Annotated in this window: 16 protein-coding genes; 12 read left to right on the forward strand and 4 right to left on the reverse strand. The window is 60.3% G+C overall.

Features of this window, described 5'->3' with window-relative positions:
* Nucleotides 1-29: 29 nt before the first annotated feature.
* The 4 genes from HQL98_09625 to HQL98_09640 all read left to right on the forward strand — a co-directional run bounded on the left by HQL98_09625 (nt 30) and on the right by HQL98_09640 (nt 2,632).
* Nucleotides 30-500 (forward strand): hypothetical protein, encoded by a 471-nt coding sequence (locus tag HQL98_09625; GenBank protein MBF0272307.1) that lies wholly within the window; start codon nt 30-32, stop codon nt 498-500.
* The gene (locus tag HQL98_09630; GenBank protein MBF0272308.1) at nt 497-670 is read left to right on the forward strand and encodes a hypothetical protein; all 174 of its coding nucleotides are present in this window, start codon (nt 497-499) and stop codon (nt 668-670) included. The genes HQL98_09625 and HQL98_09630 overlap by 4 nt, the downstream gene beginning before the upstream one ends.
* Nucleotides 667-915, forward strand: coding sequence for a hypothetical protein (locus tag HQL98_09635; GenBank protein ID MBF0272309.1), 249 nt, complete (start codon nt 667-669; stop codon nt 913-915). The genes HQL98_09630 and HQL98_09635 overlap by 4 nt, the downstream gene beginning before the upstream one ends.
* A 127-nt stretch (nt 916-1,042) precedes the next feature.
* Entirely contained in the window at nt 1,043-2,632 is a 1,590-nt protein-coding gene (locus HQL98_09640; GenBank protein ID MBF0272310.1) for a peptide chain release factor 3, read from the forward strand.
* A gap of 157 nt (nt 2,633-2,789) precedes the next feature.
* Here the strand turns inward: HQL98_09640 and HQL98_09645 are convergent, their stop codons facing one another.
* The gene (locus HQL98_09645) at nt 2,790-4,091 is read right to left on the reverse strand and encodes an adenylosuccinate synthase (GenBank protein MBF0272311.1); all 1,302 of its coding nucleotides are present in this window, start codon (nt 4,089-4,091) and stop codon (nt 2,790-2,792) included.
* Between the two features lie 241 nt (nt 4,092-4,332).
* On the opposite strand from HQL98_09645, the gene HQL98_09650 reads away from it, so the two are divergent.
* From HQL98_09650 to HQL98_09680, 7 genes are all read left to right on the forward strand, one after another.
* Entirely contained in the window at nt 4,333-9,213 is a 4,881-nt protein-coding gene (locus HQL98_09650; protein ID MBF0272312.1) for a hypothetical protein, read from the forward strand.
* A 20-nt stretch (nt 9,214-9,233) separates the two neighbouring features.
* A complete protein-coding gene (locus tag HQL98_09655; protein MBF0272313.1) occupies nt 9,234-10,274 on the forward strand; it encodes a hypothetical protein in 1,041 nt (346 codons plus the stop codon).
* Nucleotides 10,271-11,044: a hypothetical protein gene (locus HQL98_09660; protein ID MBF0272314.1), complete on the forward strand. Its 774-nt coding sequence runs from the start codon at nt 10,271-10,273 to the stop codon at nt 11,042-11,044. The genes HQL98_09655 and HQL98_09660 overlap by 4 nt, the downstream gene beginning before the upstream one ends.
* Nucleotides 11,041-11,715 (forward strand): hypothetical protein, encoded by a 675-nt coding sequence (locus HQL98_09665; GenBank protein ID MBF0272315.1) that lies wholly within the window; start codon nt 11,041-11,043, stop codon nt 11,713-11,715. The genes HQL98_09660 and HQL98_09665 overlap by 4 nt, the downstream gene beginning before the upstream one ends.
* A gap of 300 nt (nt 11,716-12,015) precedes the next feature.
* A complete protein-coding gene (locus HQL98_09670) occupies nt 12,016-12,837 on the forward strand; it encodes a phosphate/phosphite/phosphonate ABC transporter substrate-binding protein (protein MBF0272316.1) in 822 nt (273 codons plus the stop codon).
* Nucleotides 12,838-12,841: 4 nt separating this feature from the next.
* Nucleotides 12,842-15,502: a response regulator gene (locus HQL98_09675; GenBank protein ID MBF0272317.1), complete on the forward strand. Its 2,661-nt coding sequence runs from the start codon at nt 12,842-12,844 to the stop codon at nt 15,500-15,502.
* A 107-nt stretch (nt 15,503-15,609) separates the two neighbouring features.
* A complete protein-coding gene (locus HQL98_09680) occupies nt 15,610-17,835 on the forward strand; it encodes a transporter substrate-binding domain-containing protein (protein ID MBF0272318.1) in 2,226 nt (741 codons plus the stop codon).
* A gap of 32 nt (nt 17,836-17,867) precedes the next feature.
* Here the strand turns inward: HQL98_09680 and HQL98_09685 are convergent, their stop codons facing one another.
* Nucleotides 17,868-19,301 (reverse strand): HAMP domain-containing protein, encoded by a 1,434-nt coding sequence (locus HQL98_09685; protein ID MBF0272319.1) that lies wholly within the window; start codon nt 19,299-19,301, stop codon nt 17,868-17,870.
* A 12-nt stretch (nt 19,302-19,313) separates the two neighbouring features.
* Nucleotides 19,314-20,003 (reverse strand): response regulator transcription factor, encoded by a 690-nt coding sequence (locus HQL98_09690; GenBank protein MBF0272320.1) that lies wholly within the window; start codon nt 20,001-20,003, stop codon nt 19,314-19,316.
* Nucleotides 20,004-20,223: 220 nt separating this feature from the next.
* Between HQL98_09690 and HQL98_09695 the strand changes: the two genes are divergently transcribed.
* Nucleotides 20,224-20,997: an EF-hand domain-containing protein gene (locus HQL98_09695; GenBank protein MBF0272321.1), complete on the forward strand. Its 774-nt coding sequence runs from the start codon at nt 20,224-20,226 to the stop codon at nt 20,995-20,997.
* Nucleotides 20,998-21,152: 155 nt separating this feature from the next.
* On the opposite strand, the gene HQL98_09700 is transcribed toward HQL98_09695, so the two are convergent.
* Nucleotides 21,153-21,378, reverse strand: a 226-nt coding sequence (locus HQL98_09700) for a DUF4351 domain-containing protein (GenBank protein MBF0272322.1), incomplete at its 5' end; no start/stop codon positions are given.

The following is a 21,378-nucleotide window of genomic DNA, read 5'->3' on the forward strand; positions in this document are numbered from 1 at the left end:
ATCCTTGTCAAGGAGAACGAAACATGGGCATGCATGCCACGCAATTCCGCGAAAATGTCATTCGGCCAGCCCTGACCCTGTTGGGCATGGCCTCTCCGGCGGCGGAGTCCCTGCTGTTGGGAACCGCGGCGCAGGAGTCTGGATTGGGGCACTATCTGCGTCAGGTGGGGGGAGGTCCGGCGTTGGGGGTGTTCCAAATGGAACCGTTGACCTATCGGGACCTCTGGACCAACTTCATCGCGCACCACCCGGAAATCGTCTCCATCATGGCGGGTCGCTGGCCCTCCCGTCCGGAGCCGGAGGCCATGACCACGGATCTGCTGCTGGCGGCGGTGATGTGTCGGTTGCACTACCGGCGGGTGCGGGCGCCGTTGCCGGACGCCGCGGATCTGCCGGGTCTGGCCCGATACTGGAAACACTATTACAACACCCCGAAAGGGGCGGGAAGCGAAGCGGAATTCATCCGCAATTGGCATCGTTGCGTGGAGGGACAGGCATGAACGGTACCTGGTTGGATCGTTGTCGGGAACCTTCGACCTGGCGGGGAGTGGTGATGATCCTCACCGCTTTCGGAGTCTCTGTTTCCCCCGAAACCGTGAACGACGTGGTGGCGGTGGGGACCGGTCTGTCGGGTCTGATCGGTGTGATGACCCGGGATGGTGGACCATGAACGGGGGGAGCAATCCCTATGATGCCTTGCTGCATGACTTGTTGTTGAGCATGGGCAAGGTGCAGGGGAGCCTGGAGGCGATCCGGGAGCAGCAACAGCATCAGACCGACTGGATGGCCAGACTGGATGAACGGTTGCGGCGGGTGGAACGCAAGGCGGCGGTCAATGGTATGATCGGCGGCGGGGTGATGGCCGCGGGGCTGTCGGTGCTGGCGGACCTGTTGAAAACCCGCATGGTGGGGTGATGATGACCGGGTGTGGGCGGCACTTTACGTTGGCAGGCGGGATGGGGTAAAGTGAAGGGTTGATGCTTTTTCCGGCTCTTGATCCGATTCTGCCCTATACGTTGATTCGTGCGAGGTTTTTGTTTCTATGAGTGCCATTGCCCATGAGGTGCGGCGTCGTCGGACGTTCGCCATCATTTCCCACCCGGACGCGGGCAAGACAACCCTCACGGAGAAGCTGTTGTTGTTCGGAGGGGCCATCCAGGAGGCGGGACGGGTGCGGGCGCGGGGAGAACAGCGTCGTGCCCGTTCCGACTGGATGAAGGTGGAGCGGGAACGGGGCATCTCCGTGACCGCCTCGGTGATGACCTTCGAGTTCGACGGCCATGTGATCAATCTGTTGGACACGCCGGGTCACGCGGATTTTTCCGAGGACACCTTTCGTACCCTGACCGCCGTGGATTCGGCGGTGATGGTGTTGGATGCGGCCAAGGGGATCGAGGCCCAAACCCTGAAGCTGTTCGAGGTGTGTCGGCTGCGCAATGTGCCGATCATCACCTTTGTCAACAAGATGGACCGGGACGGTCTGGATCCGTTCACCCTCATGGACCAGATCGCCGAGCAGTTGGCCTTGGAGGTGGTGCCCGCCTCCTGGCCGGTGGGCATGGGGCAGGAGTTTCTGGGCAGTTACGATCTGTTGTCCGATCGCATGCTGTTCATGGAACGGGCGCGGGGGGACGCCAATCCGGAAGGGGAGGTGTGTGACGGGGTGGAGGATCCCAGGCTGGAACGTCTGATCCCCCCCAAACCTTTGGCCCAGTTGCGGGAGGAGGTGGAGATGGTGCGGGGGCTGTGTACCCCGTTCGATCTGGACTCCTACCGGGAAGGACATTTGACTCCGGTTTTTTTCGGCAGCGCCATTCACGATTTCGGCATGCTGGAGCTGTTGCGCGCCATTTTGGATCTGGCCCCATCCCCCCGTCCCCAGCAGGCGGAACAGCGGCTGGTGCAGCCCGATGAGGAGAAGGTCTCCGGATTCGTCTTCAAGATCCAGGCGAACATGGATCCCAACCATCGGGATCGCATCGCCTTTTTGCGTCTGGTTTCCGGGCAGTTCCGTCGAGGCATGAAGCTGCGTCACGCCGTGACCGGCAAGATTCTCGCGGTTCACAATCCATTGTTGTTTTTGGCCCGGGAGCGGGATTTGGCCGAAGAGGCGTATGCCGGGGATGTGATCGGCATTCCCAATCACGGGGTATTGCGCATCGGTGACACCCTGACGGAAGGGGAACCCTTGAAATATACCGGTGTGCCCAGTTTCGCCCCGGAGATTTTGCGCCGTGTCCGCCCCGACGATCCGATGCGGGCCAAGCATCTGGAAAACGCGTTGCGGCAACTGGGGGAGGAGGGGGCGGCCCGGGCTTTCAAGACGTTGTTGGGTTCCCAGTGGATCGTGGGGGTGTTGGGGGCGTTGCAGTTCGAGGTGTTGGCGGATCGCATCCGTACCGAATACGATGTGCCGGTGCGTTTCGAGGATGCGGGTTACATCACCGCCCGTTGGCTGGAGGCGGATGATCATCGTCTGCTCAAGCGTTTTGTGGATGCGGCCCAGGCGGAGATGGCGGAGGATTACGACGGGGCGCCGGTGTTTCTGGCCCGCAACCGTTGGCGTTTGGATGATGCCATCAAGGAGTGGTCCGATGTGCGTTTTCTGAAAGTGCGCGAAGGGACCACCTGATGGCCGGGTTGCGGCAAACCCATTGAAAGAAAAGCGGGGGTCTGGGGGATTCTTCCCCCAGGGTTTTGACCTTGAAATTGAATCAAAGAAAAAGCCGGGCGTTCTTCAAACACGCCCGGCTTTTTCTTTTGTTCTATCCGATGAGCGGATGATTCGGTTACCGACGCGGACGGGCGAAGGGGTTGTCCACGATCATGGTCTGGACCCGATCCGGGCCGGTGGAAAGAATCGAGGCCGGGACGCCGGTGAGGGTCTCCAGGCGTTGGATGTAATCGCGGGCCGCCTTGGGCAGGGCATCGACTGCGGTGATGCCCGAGGTGGGTTCGCTCCAGCCGGGCATCTCTTCGTAGACCGGCTCGCACACCTCCAGAATGGAGGGGTCGGAGGGCATGTTTTCCAGCCGGCGTCCGTTGCGTTGATAGGCCACGCAGATTTTCAGGGTCGGCAATCCGTCCAGCACGTCGAGTTTGGTCAGGGCCATGCCGGTGAGACCGTTGATGCGGGCCGCGTGGCGCACCACCACCGCGTCGAACCAGCCGCAACGCCGCGCCCGGCCCGTGCTGGCGCCGAGTTCGTGACCCACGGTGAAGAGGTGTTCGCCGATGGCGTCGTGGAGTTCGGTGGGGAAGGGGCCACTGCCCACGCGGGTGGTATAGGCCTTGGCCACGCCGAGTACATAGTCGATGCGGGTGGGACCGACTCCGGTGCCGGAGCAGGCGCCGCCCGCCACGGTGGAAGAGGAGGTGACAAAGGGATAGGTGCCGTGATCCACATCGAGCATGGTCCCTTGCGCCCCTTCAAAGAGGATCGCCTGACCCGCATCCATGGCATCGGCCAGCAGGGTGCTGACATCATCCACATACGGAGCCAACTGGTCGGCCATGCGCAGATAGTCGTCGCGGATCGCCTCCAGGGTGAAGGTGGCGGCGTTGTGGTAGTTTTCCAGCACGAAATTGTGATAGGCGAGATTTTCCTGCAATTTGGCCTCGAACACCTGACGGTTGTACAGATCCCCCAGACGGATGCCCCGGCGGGCCATTTTGTCTTCGTAGGTGGGGCCGATGCCGCGACCGGTGGTACCGATTTTCCCTTTGCCCTTGCGTTTTTCCCGGGCGACATCCAACTCCCGGTGATAGGGCATGATGAGCTGGGTCAGGGCGGAGATCTTGAAGCCGGCTCCGGTGATGGTCACCCCGAGGCGGTTCAGCTCTTCCATCTCCTGGATGAGCGCCGCCGGGTCCAAAACCACGCCATTGCCGATCATGCAGGTTTTGCCCCGCACGATCCCGGAGGGGATCAGGTGCAAGACATATTTCTTGCCATCCACCACCAGGGTGTGGCCGGCGTTGTGACCGCCTTGAAAGCGCACCACCGCGTCCGCCTGTTCGGTGAGCAGATCGACGATTTTTCCTTTGCCCTCGTCGCCCCATTGGGCACCCAAGATGATGACATTGGCCATGGTGTTTATAGTCTCTGATTGTGCGGAAAATGAATGGGACGTGACAAAGGGGTCGGATTGAACGAAACCGACCCCATGATGGGGTCAATATGACATCAAACCCGCAGCGATGCCACCCGTAAAATGCACCCCTGATGGTTTGAAAATCAGATTTTTCTGTTGATTGCCTCTCGGTCTGTTTTTTGCATGGGGTCCGGCGTGTCTTCTTTATCCAGTTTCCGGGCTGTCAGGGGTGTCCAACGTGTTGAGACCAGGATTGGGAATCATCGGGGTGTGTCTGCTCGGGCTGGTGCTGACAGGCTGTGGCGGCGGTGGCAGCGGCTCCAATGCCAAGAAAACCTCCAGTGTGTCATCGGGTTCTTCATCCACCACCACGACGACGACCACCTCGTATTATGGGGTGTTTCAGGGATCCAAGGTGGTCGGGGTTCACTACCGGGCGGAACTCAACGGCGTGGTCAAGGAGGGGGAGACCGATGCCCAGGGTCAGTTCCAGTATCTGTCCGACGGCACCAGCCACAGCAAGGTGACCTTCTCCGTGGGGGGAGTGGAACTGGGCTCCGTGACGCCGACCGTCACCACCGGCTCTTATTCCATGAACGTCCACGATCTGGTGAGCGCCTCGGATCCGGATACCGGGACCAAAGCCACCAATATTCAACGTTTTTTAAGCTCGGTTGATACCTCCACCAGTACCGATACCGTCTTCATCAGCGCCGCCACCCGTACCGCCCTGGCCGGAGAAAGCGTCAAGCTGGGAACTCTGCCCGTGGCGGAGTTCGATACCAAGGCGGCGGCCCTGGTCAATACCCTGGTGAGCGCCAGCGTGTTGCCTTCGGGCACCGGGGTGGCCACCAGCAGCGCAGTCACCGCCCACATGCAAGAAACCAAGGTCCAGATCGACGCCGCCCGTGTCGGAACGGTGCAGGTCACGGCGGGGGCCGAGTCGGTGCTGGCGGATGGCAAGACCCGGGTGCTGGTGCAGGTCAAGGCCACCGGGCTGGATGGCAAGGCGTTGGCCGGAGGACTGGTCCATCTGGAGACCAGCGCCGGCACCTTCGGCAGCGAAACCGATCTGTGTGCGGATACGGCCACCGTCACCACCACCGCCGACAAGCTCACCGATGACAGCGGGGTGGCCTTTGCCCTGCTGACTCCCCGTTGTCAGAGTGTCAACGCCGTGGTCACCGCCTCGTTGGGGGGCGTGATCGTGCGCAAGACCATCCAGTTCACTTCGGCGCCTTCATCCAATACCAACGTCTATAACGGGATGTTCCAAGGTTACGCCCTGGTGGGGGTCCACTATCGGGCGGAACTCAACGGCATGGTCCAGGAGGGGGAAACCGACGCGGAAGGCAAGTTCCAATTCCTGTCCGACGGGGTGGCCATCAGTCCGGTGACCTTCTCCGTGGGTGGGGTGGTGCTGGGCAGCATGACTCCCACCGATACCACCGGCACCTATCGGATGACGATCCACGATCTGGTGAGTCTCTCCGACATGAACGCCGCCACCAAGGCAATCAATTTGCAACGGTTCTTGAGTACCATCAACACCTCCAGCACCACCGGTGTGATCGGGATCAACGCCGCCACACGCACCGCTTTGGCCGGCGAGAATGTCAATCTGGGTCTGGTGCCGGTGGGTGATTTCGATACCCGGGCCAGCACCTTGGTGAATACCCTGATCACCGGCAAGGTGCTGGCCTCCGGGAGTACCCTGGCGGCTGCGGCTGCGGTGATGCCCTTGATGCGAGAGATCAAGACCCAGATCGACGCCACCCGCATCGGCACCCTGGAAATCACCTCGGGGGCCGAGTCGGTGCTGGCGGATGGCAAGATCCGGGTGCTGGTGCAGGTCAAGGCCAAAACCACCACCGGCAAGGCCATGGGAGGTGGACAGGTCCACTTTGAAACCACCGCCGGAACCTTCGGCAATGAAACCAACCCCTGTCTGGAGACGGCGCTTCCCACCACCGCCTCGGACAAGACCACCGATGTGACCGGAGTGGCCTATCTGTTTCTCACCCCCCGGTGTCAGGCGGCCAATGCCAAGGTATCCGCCTCGTTGGGGGGCATGATTGTTTCCACTTATGTGAAATTCATCGCCGGGGCCGCTTCGGCGACCTATTCGTCGTTGGCGGTCTCCCCGTCGGCGTTGCTGGCGGATGGCAAATCCACCGCCACGGTGACGGTCACCTTGCGGGACGCCTACAACAATCCGGTGGCCGACGGCACCACGGTCACCTTGTTGACCGATTCCGGCAGCGTGCAGGGGGGATCCGCGTCGTATACCACCTCCGGATTGGCCACCTTCACGTTCATCGCCGGTTCCAATGTGGGGGATGCCCACCTGACCATCAGCGAGTATGCCTTCCTGTCCCGAACCATCACCCTGACCCCCTCTTCGATTTCGACCATTACCTACAATGGAGTGTTCATGGGCTCCACGGTGGTGGGGGTTCACTACAAGGCGGAACTCAACGGCTTGGTCAAAGAAGGGGAGACGGATTCGGAAGGCAAGTTTCAGTATTTTTCCGACGGTGTGGCCTTCAGTCCGGTGACCTTCTCTGTGGGGGGAGTGGTGCTGGGCACCGTGACCCCTTCCCAGACCACCGGGGCCTATCTGATGAGCGTGCATGATCTGGTGAGCGCCTCGGATGTGGATGTGGAGAGCAAGGCCACCAACATTCAGCGGTTTCTGAGCACCATCAACACGTCAACGGACAGCGCCGTGCTGCTGGTCTCCGCCGCCGCCCGCGCCGCTTTGGCCGCGGAGAGCGTCCGGTTGCACGAACTGCCTGTGACCGGGTTCGACGCCAAGGCCCAGACTCTGGTCAATACCCTGATCGCCGCCGGTCAACTGGCGTCGGGCACCACCCTGGCCACAGCCGGCAGTGTCAGCGCCCATTTGCGGGAGACCAAAAGCCAGATCGATGCCGCGCGCATTCAGAAATTGGTGATCGAGGCGGGGGCGGATACGGTGCTGGCCGATGGCAAAACCCGGGTGGTGGTGCAACTCAAGGCCACCGGACTGGACGGCAAGGCGCTGGTGGGGGGATTGGTCCATCTGGAAACCACGGCGGGAACCTTCGGCAGCGAAAGCAATCTGTGCCAGGAGTCCACCACCGTGACCCAGACGATGGACAAGATCACCGATTCCAAGGGCATGGCGTTTGTCATGCTCACCCCCCGTTGCCAGACCGGCAACGCGGTGGTTTCCGCCTCCCTGGGCGGGGTGATCGCGATGAAAACCATCCAGTTCATTCCCGGACCCGCCACGGTGGGCAACTCTTCCATTCTGGTCAATCCCAAAACCCTGCCCGCCGATGGCAAGTCCAAGGCCACGGTGACCATTGCGTTGCGGGATGCCAACAACAACCCGGTGAAAGATCAAACCGCCGTGACCCTGCTGACCACCTCCGGCACCATTGAAGGCGGTTCGGTTGGTTACACCCTGTCGGGACGGGTCTCGTTTTCCTTGCTGGCCGCTCAGACCAGTGGCAGCGCCACATTGACCATCAGCGAGTATGGATTCCTGTCGGAAAGTGTCACCATGGGTGTGGTCTCTTCCACCGGAGGCAAACCCAATTCGATTCAGATGTCGGCGGGATTGCAACACATCTTCGTGCGGGGGGTGGGCAAGACGGAAAATGTCGGCATCGCCATCCAGGTACGTGACGATGTGGGCGATCCCCTCAACGAGGCGGCGTTGAATTATCCGGTGGGATTCAATAATCTGCGGGTCACCCTCAAGACCCGCCCCCAGGGGGGGGAAACCATCGCCGGTATCGGGCGCAAGGCCGATGCGGTCGTGTCCGGGGATGTGGAGACCAAAAAAAGTTCGGAAACCTCCAACGAAATCCTGGTGCGCACCACCAACGGTTCGGCCACCATCACCCTGACCTCCGGGGTCAGGCCGGGATTGGTGGAGTTTCAGGTGGACGCTTTGGATGTGAATGGCTCCACCCGACTGGCTAGCGCGGTTTCGCCGCTGGTCTCCATCGCGTCGGGTCCGCCCCACACCATCGCCTTGACCGAGGCTTACAAGGAAGGCATCGTGAATCTCAAGGATTACGGTCGTGGCGGGGTCTATTGCCGTCAGGGGTCGGTGCTGGTGACGGATCGCTACGGCAATGCGGTGCCGGATGGCACCACGGTCTCCCTGGGCCTGATCGACGCGGTGCTGGCCTCCTCGTCCACGGGCAGCATCACGGTGGATTCGGAGTATCTCACCGATGCCAATGTCGCCTTCGATCAGGCCGGTGTGGATCAGTCCGGCTTGACCAGACGGATTCAGGCCGGGGATCTGGTGTTGATCGAACGGGGGGTCGAGGCCCAGGACCGGCGGCGTTTCGTGCTTTCCCGTCCCACCGCCTCCGCGTCGAGCAAACTGCAAACCAATGCCAATTATCGGGTCAACTCCGCCAATGTGACCACCACGGACGCGGATTACAAAACCTCGATTGCGGATCTGACCTATTATGTCGGCGCTTCCTTGCGGGGGGGAGCCATTCACGGTTATGCCGGCCAGCAGGGGTGTGACCCGGCCCAGTTGACCACCGGAGTGGCCTCCACCACCGGCGGTGTCGCCGCCTTGCGGGTGACCTATCCGGCCAATCCGGATGTGATCCAGTTGGGCTGTTTCGGATATGCCAATGAGGTCTACAGCAATACCGACACCCGTTTTCCCAACCGTTCGGGACAGGTGATGATCCTGGCGTCGTCCAACGAAACCAATGACGTGAACGAAAGCGGCGCCACCTTGATCTCCAAGGGCCGATTCTGTTATCTGCCGGTGAGTCCGGCGACCCTGACTCCGTTGCCCGCCAGTCTGGGCAAGGATAGCACCTCCTTCGAGATCGTTTTGCAAGATGAAGGTCTGGTGCGGGTGCCATTCGTGGAGGTGGAGTGCAGCGCCGTGGAAACCAGTGACATTTCCAAGACCCTGAGTATCCAGATCGCCACCCCCGTCAAGAAGATGACCGATCTGAACGGGAGCGCCGCCTTTGGCGTGACCATCACCGGAGGCGGTGGGGCGACCCCGGATACCGGAACCATCACCTGCAACAGCAAGAGTTCGACGATTTCCGGAACCGTGACCATTGGCGTCTCTGTGCCTTGACAAGGATGATCACGGCACACATGAATCTGAATCTGAAATTGGATCTCACTCTTCCACCCTGGATGCGGGGGGTTTCCACAGCGTTTTCCGATCCGGTGGGGCGCCTGCGGGGGCGGTTGGGCAAAAAAAAGGCCGAAGGATTGGCCGCGCTTTACGCCACGGTGGATGGAGTGGGATTGATTCATCTCACCGCAGGGGAGGAAGGGCGGCCCCGGGTGAATGTGTGCGTGTTTCAGCCGGTGGCCAAGGGGCAGTCGCCGGGACGGGTGGCCCAGGGCATGGTCAAGGCGTACAAATTGGAAAAGGCCCGCTTTGTCGGGGTGTTGGATCGGGGCTCTTACATGCTGATTCCCGCCGATGCCCCGGACCTGCCCCGGGAGGAGTGGGCGGCGGCCATGAAGTGGCGTATCAAGGATCAGATCTCTTTTCCTGTCACCCAGGCGGTGCTGGAGGTGTTCGACATCCCGGGCAATACCCCGGATGCGGATTCCGGGCGCATTTATGTGGCGGCGGCCAAGGATGGGGAGGTGCGGCGTCACGTGGCGCTGTTCCACGAGGCGGGGGTGAATCTGATCGCTTTGGATATACCGGAGTTGGCCCTGCTCAACCTGATGGGCGGATTGGTGGATGAGCGGGAAGGCATGGGATTGCTCCATCTCGAACGCAAAAGCGGTCTGGTGATGATGGTCAAGGGGGGATGGTTCTATCTGGCCCGGCGCATCGAAAACGGGTTGGATACCTTGATGGACTCTTTGGAACCGGATGGCTCGGGTGTCTCCGATGCCCCCTTCATGGATCGGATCGCGCTGGAAACTCAACGCACCATGGACTATTTTGAAAGCCATTACAGTCAGGCGGCGGCTTCCACCCTGTATGTGGTTCCCTTGCCCACCCCGGTGGAAGGATTCCGCCAGGCGTTGGCCGAACGCCTCGGCATGCGAATCAAATATTTGCCTTTGCAAGAGATTCTTGAGATTCCCGCAGGAATCGTGGAAGCCGATCTGGTTCGTGCCCTGCCGGCCATCGGCGCGGCCATGCGGGAGCGCGCGGTGGAATCATGAGTTTCCAACAGGTCAACTTCTATCAAGACCTTTATCGTCCCCGGTTCGATCCGTTGGCCGCCCGTACCCTGGTACGGTTCACGATCGGTCTGGCGGGGGTGTTGGTGTTGTCTGCCGGGATGTTGCAATGGTATTTGTCCGGGGAACGGTCTGGGATAAAACGGTTGCAACTCAACAAGGACACCCTGACGGCGCGGGTGGCGGAACTGGGTGCCCAATATCCGGTACAGTCCGCGTCGGAGTCGTTGACCCGGACCATCGGGGAGTTGGAAAATGAAAAAAAACGCAAATCCCGCATGGTGGCTTTGCTGGGCGAGGGAAAGATCGGCAATACCACTGGGTTTGCCTCGCTGTTCCGGGAGTTGGCCCACTCCCGCACCGAAGGGGTTTGGTTGACCGGAATCGGGGTGTTCGAGGGGGGGGGGCAACTGCTGATCGAAGGCGCGGCGCATCAGAACCGGTCGGAGCAGATTCCTTTATGGTTGCAGGCGTTTACCCGGCGTGCGATCTTTGCGGGTCGGACTTTTGGCCATTTGCGGATCGAGCCGGTGAAAGAACATCCGGAATGGTTGCATTTTGACCTCAAGACCGATCCGGACAAGAGTCTGGATCGGTTCTGGGAGGAGAAAAAGGACGAGGGAAAGGGGCCTCCGGTGCTGCAAAAGGCGAAAAAAGGGATGGAAGAGGCCCGGGATGATATGAAAAAAGTCAATCCCCTCAAGTCTCCCCCGGGTGCCCAGTCGGATGGAAACAAGGGGGCCAAACCATGAAAAAGGGAGGCGCCGATCCGAGGAAAAGCTGGGAAACCCTGTTGGCCAAGGTGGATCGTCTCTCCCGGCGGGAGCGGATGCAATTGGTGGTGATGCTGGTGGTGGTGCTGGGTGCGGGCTGGTTTCAGGGGGTGCTGGAACCCTTTCGCAAGGAGCAGATCCTGTTGCGCAAGCAAAAGAGTCAAGTAGAGAGCGGTCTGCGGGAGATGACCGCCTTGGAACAGGAGGTGCTGGCCCGCAAGGACAAGAAGCCCGACCAGTTGGCCAATGAGCGCATCGCAGCCCTCAAGCGGGAGTTGGCGACCTTGGATCAGCAGTTGAGCACGGGGGTGGTCGGCATGGTCACTCCCCCCGAGATGATCCAGGCGCTCAAAGGAATGTTGACCCCGGACAGCGGTTTGAAGCTGGTCTCTTTGGAGGCTGGAGCCCCCCTGGATCTGCTGGCCGGGGATGACTCCGGTGGCGCGGTCTATCAACACAATCTGGTGTTGCGTTTTTCCGGCGCCTTTCCCGACGTGTTGAAATATCTGCAAGATTTGGAACATCTGCCCTGGAAGCTGTTCTGGGATGGCGTCGAGTTCGCCGTGGCGGATTTTCCCAAGTCTTATGTCAGTTTGCGCATTCACACCTTGAGCCTGTCCACCGATCTGGTGGGTGGGACATCCCCCTGATTTCTCTCCAAGATTCTTTTGTTTCGGCTTGCACTTTCCCCGGGCGGTCCAGATTCGTTTTCCCACGCCACAAACGGTGAAAAGATGGATGATTCATCAACTAAATTTGCAATTTATGCAAGTTTTAGATAACACTGAATTATCTTCTTATGTCTATGGGTCGCACGTTGGGAAGTATGGCAGTATGAGAAGTATGGATGGTGTCGAGAAGGAATAGGGGCTAAATTTATGAATTTATTCTTTTTTTATAAGCTTAGACGTGGTCTTTTGTTGTTTTTGAATTCTTTTATTGTTTTGTGGATGATGGTCATTGCCGGTCGTGTTTCAGCCGGGACTGACGAGTCGGGTGGTGTCTATCGCTTTGGTGTGCTGCCTCAGCGCAGTGCCGTGTTGACGGCACAATACTGGAATCCCATTCTGGAGCATGTTTCCCGACAGGCCGGAATCCGTTTATTGCTCAAAACCGTCCGCACCGCGCCCGAATTCAATCAGGCTTTGGAGCGGGGTGAGTATGATCTGGTCTATTCCAACACGGTTTTTCAGCCCCGCTTGAGCGCCAGCGATTACCGGGTGATTCTCAAACCCCGTGCGGCGGCCATTCGGGGGCAGCTTGTCACCCTGGAGGAGTCCGGGATTCACACCGTGGAGGCGTTGAAAGATCAGGCCGTGGGATTTCCCTCCAAAGGGGCCTTTGTGGGGTATGCGGTGTCCATGGATCATCTGTTGCGCCTGGGCATTCCAGTGCAGGCGGTGTTCGGCGGCAATCAGGAAGGAATCATGGGACAGCTCAAGGCCGGCAAAGTGATGGCGGCGGGTGTCAACAGCGAATTGATGCATTTTTTTTCCCAGAGGGAAAATGTTCGTTATCGGGTGTTATGGGAATCGGTTCCGTTTGAAAATTTGCCCATCTCGGTGCTTCCCCGTGTCGCGCCGGAGGTGATCGGGGACATCCAGCGGGTCTTCGCCGGCATGCACGACACCCCCGAAGGACAACGAATTCTGGAAAACAGCGCCGCCATCATCAAACAGCACCCGCCCTTTGGATTCTTGCCCGCCAGTCAGGAAAATTATCGCAACTATGTCGAATTCTACCGGACCACTTTGGTCCAGGATATCGAGTAGACCCATGGCGCCGGTCACGGGGTTCTGGGATCGACTGCCGTTTGTGGGACGTCTGCTGATCACGACCACTTTGGCGTTGGTGATCGGCGGATCCACCTTGATTTACACCTCGGCGCAGCGGGACGCGGTAGAGGCCCGGGAGGATCTGCGTATTTTCCTGGAAGCGTCGTTGCACACCTTGCCGGCTGCGGTGGCGGAACTGTTGGTGATCGGGGATTATTCCGCTTTGCAGCAGACCTTGGAGCGTTATTTGACCCATCCGGATGTGGTGCGGTTGCGGTTTCGGGATCCGTCGGGTTCCGTGGTGGAGGCGACTATGGGGGAGCAGGCTTTGCAGGCTCCGGTATGGTTCAAGGATTGGATGGGGCTGGAGACCATCGCCGGTCATCGCGACACTGTGGTGGGGGGGCGAGACTATGGGCGTCTGGAGATCGAATTGAGCGCCCATGTGGCCATCAACCGGTCATGGGCGCGGTTGCGGGATTATTTATGGATCGTGGCCTTGGCGGTGATGCTGGATTTCATCGGCATCTGGCTGGTGCTGCGCAGCGGATTGCGTCCTTTAGCCGATCTGGAGGCGGGGAGCCGGGCGTTGGCCCTGGGGCAGTTTGCCATTCGTCTGCCGGTTCATGGCAGTCCGGAACTGCGTCAGGTGATTCAGGGTTTCAATGGCATGGTGGACGCGGTTCAACTGGCGCGGGATGCGTTGATGGGAGAAAAGGAGCGTCTTCAGGTGACCCTGGCTTCCATCGGGGATGGGGTGGTGACCACGGATGCCACAGGCCGGATCACGTTTCTGAATGCCGAGGCCAGCCGTTTGACCGGGTGGAGTCGGCAGGAGGCGGAAGGGGTGGGGGTGGTGGGGGTGATGCATCTGATCGACGAACAGACCCGTCAGGAAGTGCTGAATCCCGTGCTGAAGGTGTTGTCCAGCGGTCAGACCATCGGCATGGTCAACCATACCCATACCATTCTGGTGGGGCGTCTCGGTTTGGAATATCCCATCGCCGATAGCGCCGCTCCCATCCGTCTGAGACACGATGGCGCCATTCTGGGTGTGGTGATGGTGTTTCGTGATCAGACCCAGGAGCGCATCCAGTGGAACGCCTTGCTGGAGGTCAGTCGTCAGGCGGAAGAGGCCAATCGGGCCAAGAGTGATTTCCTGGCCACCATGAGCCATGAGATTCGTACCCCGATGAATGTGGTTCTGGGCATGTCGGAGATGTTGCTGGAAACCGAACTGACGGAGAAACAGCGTCATTTTGCCCAGATCATGCACCATTCGGGCAAGGCTTTGCTGAGTGTGATCAACGATGTGCTGGATTTCGCCCGCATGGAGGCGGGCCGGATTCAACTGGTTTCCGAGCCGTTTTCTCCCAGGCAGGTGGTGGAGCAGACCGTACAGTTGATGCGGGTGAGCGCCCAGGAACGGGGATTGGCGTGTGTCGAGCAGATCGCCGCCGATCTGCCGGAGCGCATTTTCGGCGATGATGGACGGTTGCGCCAGATTCTGCTCAATTTATTGAGCAATGCGATCAAGTTCACCCATCAGGGTCGTGTGGAGTTGCAGCTTTCCTGGCATCCTGTGGAACCCGACAGCCTGTTGTTCGTGGTCCGGGACACGGGGATTGGCATCACGCCGGAACAGCAGCAGCATATTTTCGATGAGTTCATCCAGGCCGACGTGGGAATCACCCGGCGATACGGGGGCACGGGGTTGGGTCTGGCCATTTGCCGTCGGCTGGTGGAGTTGATGGGGGGGCGTATTTGGGTCGAAAGCTGGTTTGGTCACGGGAGTGCCTTCTTTTTTGTGCTGCCGGTGCGGATCGATCGGGGCCTGCTGGTCGCCAGTTCCGGGGAAGCCGAGGGGGACGATTCGGGAAAAACCGGGTTGAACATTTTGCTGGTGGACGATCAGGAGATCAACCGCATCGTTTTTGAAGGGTTTCTGACAAACGCTTCCCATCATCCGGTTTTGGTCCAGAGCGGCCAGGAAGCCATCGAACGGGTGCAGCAGGAGGCTTTCGATTTGGTGATCATGGATGTGCAGATGCCGGGCATGGACGGCTACAGCGCCACCCGGTGGATTCGTCGCTGGGAACAGGAGCAGGGACGCGCTCCCATGATCATCGTGGCCCTTACCGCCCATGATCGGGAGATCGCCTTGCGACAGAGCCGGGAAGCCGGGTGTGACGCCTGTTTGACCAAGCCGATCAGCCGCATCGCCTTGTTGCAGGCGGTGCAACGGTTTGCCCGGCGTCCGTGCGTGATTCCGGTCAGTCGGGGGTTGACCATTTTGTTGGCGGAAGACACCCGGGAGAATCAGATTTTGATTGAGGCCTATCTGACGCAGACTCCCCATACCCTGGTGATCGTCGAAGACGGGGTGGAGGCGGTGGCGCAGGTGCAGCAGGTGCGGTTCGACGTGGTGGTGATGGATGTCCAGATGCCCCGCATGGATGGTTACACCGCCATCCGTCAGATCCGACAATGGGAGCGGGAGCAGGGTCGCTCCCCGTTGCCGATCATCGCCTTGTCGGCCCATGCCATGAATGGCGAAGAGGAACGGTGCCGGGATGCGGGGGGGTCGCTGTATCTTTCTAAGCCGATTGGGAAAAGGGCGTTGCTGGAGGCGTTGCAGGGAGTGGTTCAGGCCGGGGATTGAACACGTCGATGATTCGGTCTGTCTTGTTGTGAGTGGAAACAGGCGCGTGACGATCCAGCCTGGCGGTTGACCCATGGGTTCATTAATAAAACGGAGATGTGCTGTTCATGATACGTTTGGTCCATGTGGTGTGGATGTTGACCGTGTTGTGGTGTGGTTTGGGGCCTGGGAACGGGTGGGCGGCCAACGGTGGAGTGGTGGAGCCGGTGGTTCGCAAGGCATGGCAGCCCGACGCGCAACAGCAGGCCTGGTTGGCGGCCCATCCCCGGATCCGGTTGGGGGATGACTTCGCATGGCCCCCTTTTGTGTTCATGGATGAGCAGAGGGAGTTCAGCGGGATCAGCGCCGGTTATGTGGCGGCCTTGTCCCGACGCCTGGGCGTCGCCATCGAACCGGTGCGGGGGTTGACCTGGGCACAGGTGATGGAACAGGTGAAAATCGGCCAGATCGATATGCTGCCGGCTGTGGTGCGTTCCAAGGAGCGGGAAGCCTTTCTGAATTTCACCAAGCCGTTCATCTCGTTTCCCGTGGTGATCGCCATTCATGCCGACGGGATGTTTGTCGCGGGTCTGGAGGGGCTGGCGGGTCGCCAAGTGGGGGTGGTGCGGGGTTACATCACCCATGAGTTGCTGGTTCGGGATTTTCCGTCCATTTCTTTGGTGTTGTTCGATAATCTCGCGGCAGGCCTGGAGGCGCTGGAAAACAGGAGCGTCGAGGCGGTGGTGGACAATCTGGGGGCCATCACCTACGAGACCCGGCATCTGCGTTTGGCGCACATCAAGATCGCGGCCCCCACGCCTTACACGTTTGAGCTTGCCATGGCCGTGCGCAAGGACTGGCCGGAACTGGTGTCACTCCTTGACCGGGGTCTGGCGGCCATGAGCGGTCAGGAAAAGGCGGCCATCGAAAACACCTGGTTGGCGGTTCAGGTGAATTTCGGGGTGGATCTGCACACCATGCTGTTGTGGGGGGTGCCCATCGGGGTGGCGTCGTTGCTGGTGATTGGGGTGGTGATGGTGTGGAACCGTAAACTCCAGAGTCAGATTGTCGAGCGTCGGCGGGTGCAAGACGAGCTGGAGGCGGCTTCCGCCCTGTTGACCCAGGAGATCGACGAACGGCGACAGATTCAGGATGAGCTGCAACGGGAACGGGACAAGCTCGCGGATGCCAAGGCGTTGGCCGAGAGTGCCAATCGGGCCAAAAGCGACTTTCTGGCAGCCATGAGCCATGAGATTCGCACCCCGATGAATGTGGTGCTGGGCATGTCGGAAATGTTGATGGAAACCGGATTGACGTCGCAACAGCGCCGTTTTGTCCAGACCATGCACCAGTCCGGCAAGGCACTGCTGGGGGTGATCAACGATGTGCTGGATTTTTCCCGCATCGAGGCGGGACGCTTCAATTTGGTGGAGGTGCCTTTTTCTCCCCGTTTGGTGTTGGAAGAGACGGTGCGGCTGATGCGTCTGGCCGCCGAGGAAAAGGGGCTGGTCTTGAAGGAGTCGGTCTCTCCGGCCATACCGGAGGTGGTGTCGGGTGACGACAGCCGGGTGCGTCAGGTGTTGATCAATCTGTTGGGCAATGCCATCAAGTTTACGGCATTGGGGGGTGTGGAGGCCCGACTGGCCTTGAATGCCGAAGCGCCGGACAGCATGGTGTTTTCCGTGATCGATACGGGCATCGGGATCACCGGCGAGCAGATCGAGCGGATCTTCGAGCCGTTCGTGCAGGCCGATGGAGGCATCACCCGGCGGTATGGGGGTACGGGTCTCGGATTGACCATCTGTCGCCGTCTGGTGGACATGATGGGGGGACGGATCTGGGTAGAGAGCCAGGTGGGGGAGGGGAGTGGATTTCATTTCACCCTGCCGGTGAGAGCGGTGGATTTTCCGGTGCCGGCAATTCTGTCCGAGGTCGCGCAGCCGGGGAATGACAATCCTGGATTGAGCATCCTGTTGGCCGAAGATGTGGAAGAGAATCGTATCTTGTTCGAGGCCTATTTGCAGGACGGCCCCCATCGGCTGGTGATGGTGGAAGACGGATTGGAGGCGGTGAACCGGGTTGGGCAGCAGAGGTTCGATGTGGTGGTGATGGATGTCCAGATGCCCAGGATGGATGGTTATACCGCCATCCGGCGCATCCGGGAGTGGGAGCGGGAGACCGGTGGGGTGCCGTTGCCGATCATCACCTTGTCCGCCCATGCCATGGAAGGGGAGATGGAACGCTGCCTGGAGGCGGGAGGAGACCTTTACCTTTCCAAACCCATCAGCAAAAAAATCCTGCTGGAGGCTTTGACGCGGATCGGAAACCACGGCTCCCCGGAATCGGAATCCTGAAAGGGCGTGAGCCTGTCCGGCAGGATCGGCCTTCATGCCGCGTGTGCGGTTTTTGTTTCGGTCTCGGTTTCGGTGTCCCAGGCGGGCATCGGTTCCACCGGCAGGGTGATTTCCACCTCCAGCCCCCTTTCCGGACGGTTGCGGACCGACAGTTCCCCTTTGTGGTCCCGCACCGCGCTGGTGGCGATGGCCAGACCCAGACCATGGCCGCCGCTGAGTCGATCCCGGGCCTCGCCGACCCGGAAGAATGGTTCGGTGAGCCGGGGCAGATCCGCTTCCGGCACCCCTGGCCCTTCATCTTTGACGACAATATGGGCCGTCGTTCCCCGACGGATCAGTTGCAGCGTGATGCGGGCTCCCGGGGGGGAGTGGCGCATGGCGTTGCGTACCACGTTTTCCACCGCCGAATGAATCGCTCCCCCGTCGGCCCACAGCATGGCCGGATCCAGGCCGAGAATGGTCAGGGGAGACTCCTCCCCGCCGCTTTCAAAGCGGGCGTCCGCCACCACCGCCTCCACCAACGCCCCCAGATCCACCAGGGACTCCTTGGGCACCTGATCCGGAGCCTCGGGCCGGGAGAGGCGGATGATCTGACCGATCAGGGTGTCGAGCCGGTCCAATTCCAGGTTCAGCCGTTGCCAATGCTCCCCGCGTACCCCGGAACTCTCCTGTTCCGCCAGCCCCAGAGCCACCCGCATCCGGGCCAGCGGAGAGCGCAACTCGTGGGAGACATCCCGCAATAGCCGTTTCTGTCCATGGAACAGCACCTCCAGCCGCTGGGCCATGAAATTGAAATCCCGTCCCAGATCATCCAGTTCGTCGGAGAACAGACGCCGCATCCCCGGTGCCCGGGTGGTCAGATCCCCTTCCGCCAGCCGCAGGGTGGCGCCTTGCAGGTGGCGCAGGGGGCGGGTGAAGTGGCGGGCCAGGGGAAACACCACCATGCCGCTGATCATCAGCACCACCACCGGAAAAAAAGGATATTCCCGCCATGCCAGCGACCAGGGGGAACGCATGGGGCCAAGGGCCACCCGATAGGCGTGGCCCTCGGGATCCCGGGTTTCCAAAGGCATGTGGGGCGGGGGTTCGTGGTGGGGTCCGGGACCGGGACGCCCCATGGAAAATGGCGATGTGGGGGGTGGCGGACGGTTGTCATGGCCCGGTTCGGGTCTGGGGCGTGACAAATGGCCGGGCAGAGGCCGACCCAGGATATCTTGATCGGCGCGCTCGAACACGATGATGTCATCGGTCTCCCGGTTGTTTTCCAGCAGGGACCGGGTTGCCGCCAGACCTTGGGTTTCCAGGAGGGTGGCCACCTGACGGCGTTTGCTCAGCATGCGTTCCATGTTGGCTTCCAGGAGGGGATCCAGATGATCCCGCAGATAGTGGCCGCCCCAGAAGAACACGCCTCCCAGCACCGACACCACCAACCAAAACGACAGGAACAGCTTGAGAAAGAAGCGCATGGTTTGGTTTTCTCAGGACTCCGGATGGGCGGTGAGTTGATACCCTCCCCCGCGAATGGTGACAATGCGCGCCGAGCCGTCCGCAGCCGGACCCAGTTTGCGGCGCAGGTTGCTGATGTGCAGATCCACGCTGCGGTCGTAGCTGGTGAGATCCCGTCCCAGTCCCTGACGGCACAGTTGTTCTTTGGAGACTACCTCCCCGGCGTGACGCATGAGGATTTGCAACAGATTGAACTCCGCCCCGGTCAGTTCCGCCGGATGGTCGTCCACCACAAGGGTGCGGGAGCCGGGATGCAGCACCATGGAATCGACTTTCAACGTGGTCTGATCCGCCTTGACCGGGCCCCGTCGCAACACCGCCCGCAATCGGGCCACCAGCACCTTGGGATTGCACGGCTTGGTCAGATAGTCGTCGGCGCCGATCTCCAGACCCAGAATGCTGTCCACATCCTCGCCCCTGGCGGTGAGCATCAGCACCGGGGTGTTCTTGCGGCTGCGCAAACGGCGCAACACCTCGAAACCGTTCAAACCGGGCATCATCACATCCAGCACCAGGGCGTCGAAGGTCTCTTTCAGGGCCAGTTTCAGGCCCGCTTCGCCATCATGGCGGCACAGGCATTCAAAGCCTTCGGCCTGGAGATACAAAGAGAGCATGTGACACAGTTCGTGATCATCATCGACGAGCAGCAGGCGGGTGGTCATTGCGGGACTCCAACCGGATCGAATTGCCCAGCATAAACGCATTGAGGGCATGGCGGAACATTATGGTAACCTGCATCCTGCGGATTGGAAGTGAACTTTACACTTCTTGACTCAATTTGGACACATCCTTACAACGATATGGCGTAGTCTCTTCAATCGTGATGTGGATGAACCGCATTCGGTCCGGATGCGGGAACCTCAATGATCAGGAGAGCGGGGCATGAATGGGATATCGATGGGTGGCATGACGAGTATGGGCGGCATGGGCGGCATGAAGGGTGCGGGTCCGATGGGCAAGCCTCCCACAGCGGCCACCCTGATGAAAAAGATGGACCAGAATGCGGATGGATATCTGGAAATCAGCGAGGCCAAGGGGCCTTTGGCGGAACAGTTCGCCACCTCCGACAGCAACAGCGATGGCAAGATTTCCGGCGAAGAGTTGCAGTCGGCCATGGAGACCTTCCAAAGCCAGATGAAGGCCAAGACCGGCACGGGACAAGGGGCTCATGGTCCCCATGGTCCGCCTCCCTCGGCGCAGGATCTGATCTCCAAGATGGACCAGGACGAGGATGGCTCCATCGGCGTCGATGAGGCCGAAGGTCCGCTTTCCGAGCGGTTCGACGCGGCGGATACCAACAAGGATGGTAAGGTCTCCCTGGAGGAGTTGCAGGCCGATATGAAGGCCTTCCAGGCCGAAGGACATCCCCCGCCCGGAGCCATGGGTGCCGGTGGCGCCAATGGCTCTTCCACCTCGGCCCAGTCCCTGATCGATGCCATGGACCAAAATGGGGATGGCAAGGTGGGCAGTGATGAACTGCAATTGGTGCTGGATGCGATGAAGTCCGGCGGGCAGAGCGGTTCGGGTTCCTCTGGCTCTTCGGATCTGGCCGATGCGGTGACCCCCTTCGGATTGGTGCAGTACATGCTGGCCGCCACCACTCAGCGCCACCACAACGATGAATCCCACACCTCTTCTTTGAGCCTGACGGCGTAGAATTTCAGCCCGGTTTTCCTCCTCCCGGTCGTTGGCCCGTTTGACAACGACCGGGGGAGCCTCGTCTCTCCCCCATCTTGCCAAGTTTTCATCCTGTCCCCGTTCCACGCCATCCATGATGCTTGGGGTGTGCGGATATCACCGGCAGGGAACGCTCACGACGCGAACACCTCATCCACCGAATTGGCGAACACGAAGTTATCACTCCAGGTCTCGATCAATTCCAGGTTTGCCGATTTTACCTTCTCGGTAACCCAGTCTGGTGTCGAGTCAAATTTGCGACGCATCTGTTTGAGCAGCATGGAAGCGGCTTCTTCCTGGCGTCCTTCCTGGCGTCCTTCCTGGCGTCCTTCCTGGCGTCCTTCCTGGCGTCCTTCCTGG

The organism is Magnetococcales bacterium (assembly GCA_015231755.1).
Taxonomy (GTDB): Bacteria; Pseudomonadota; Magnetococcia; order Magnetococcales; family Magnetaquicoccaceae; genus Magnetaquiglobus.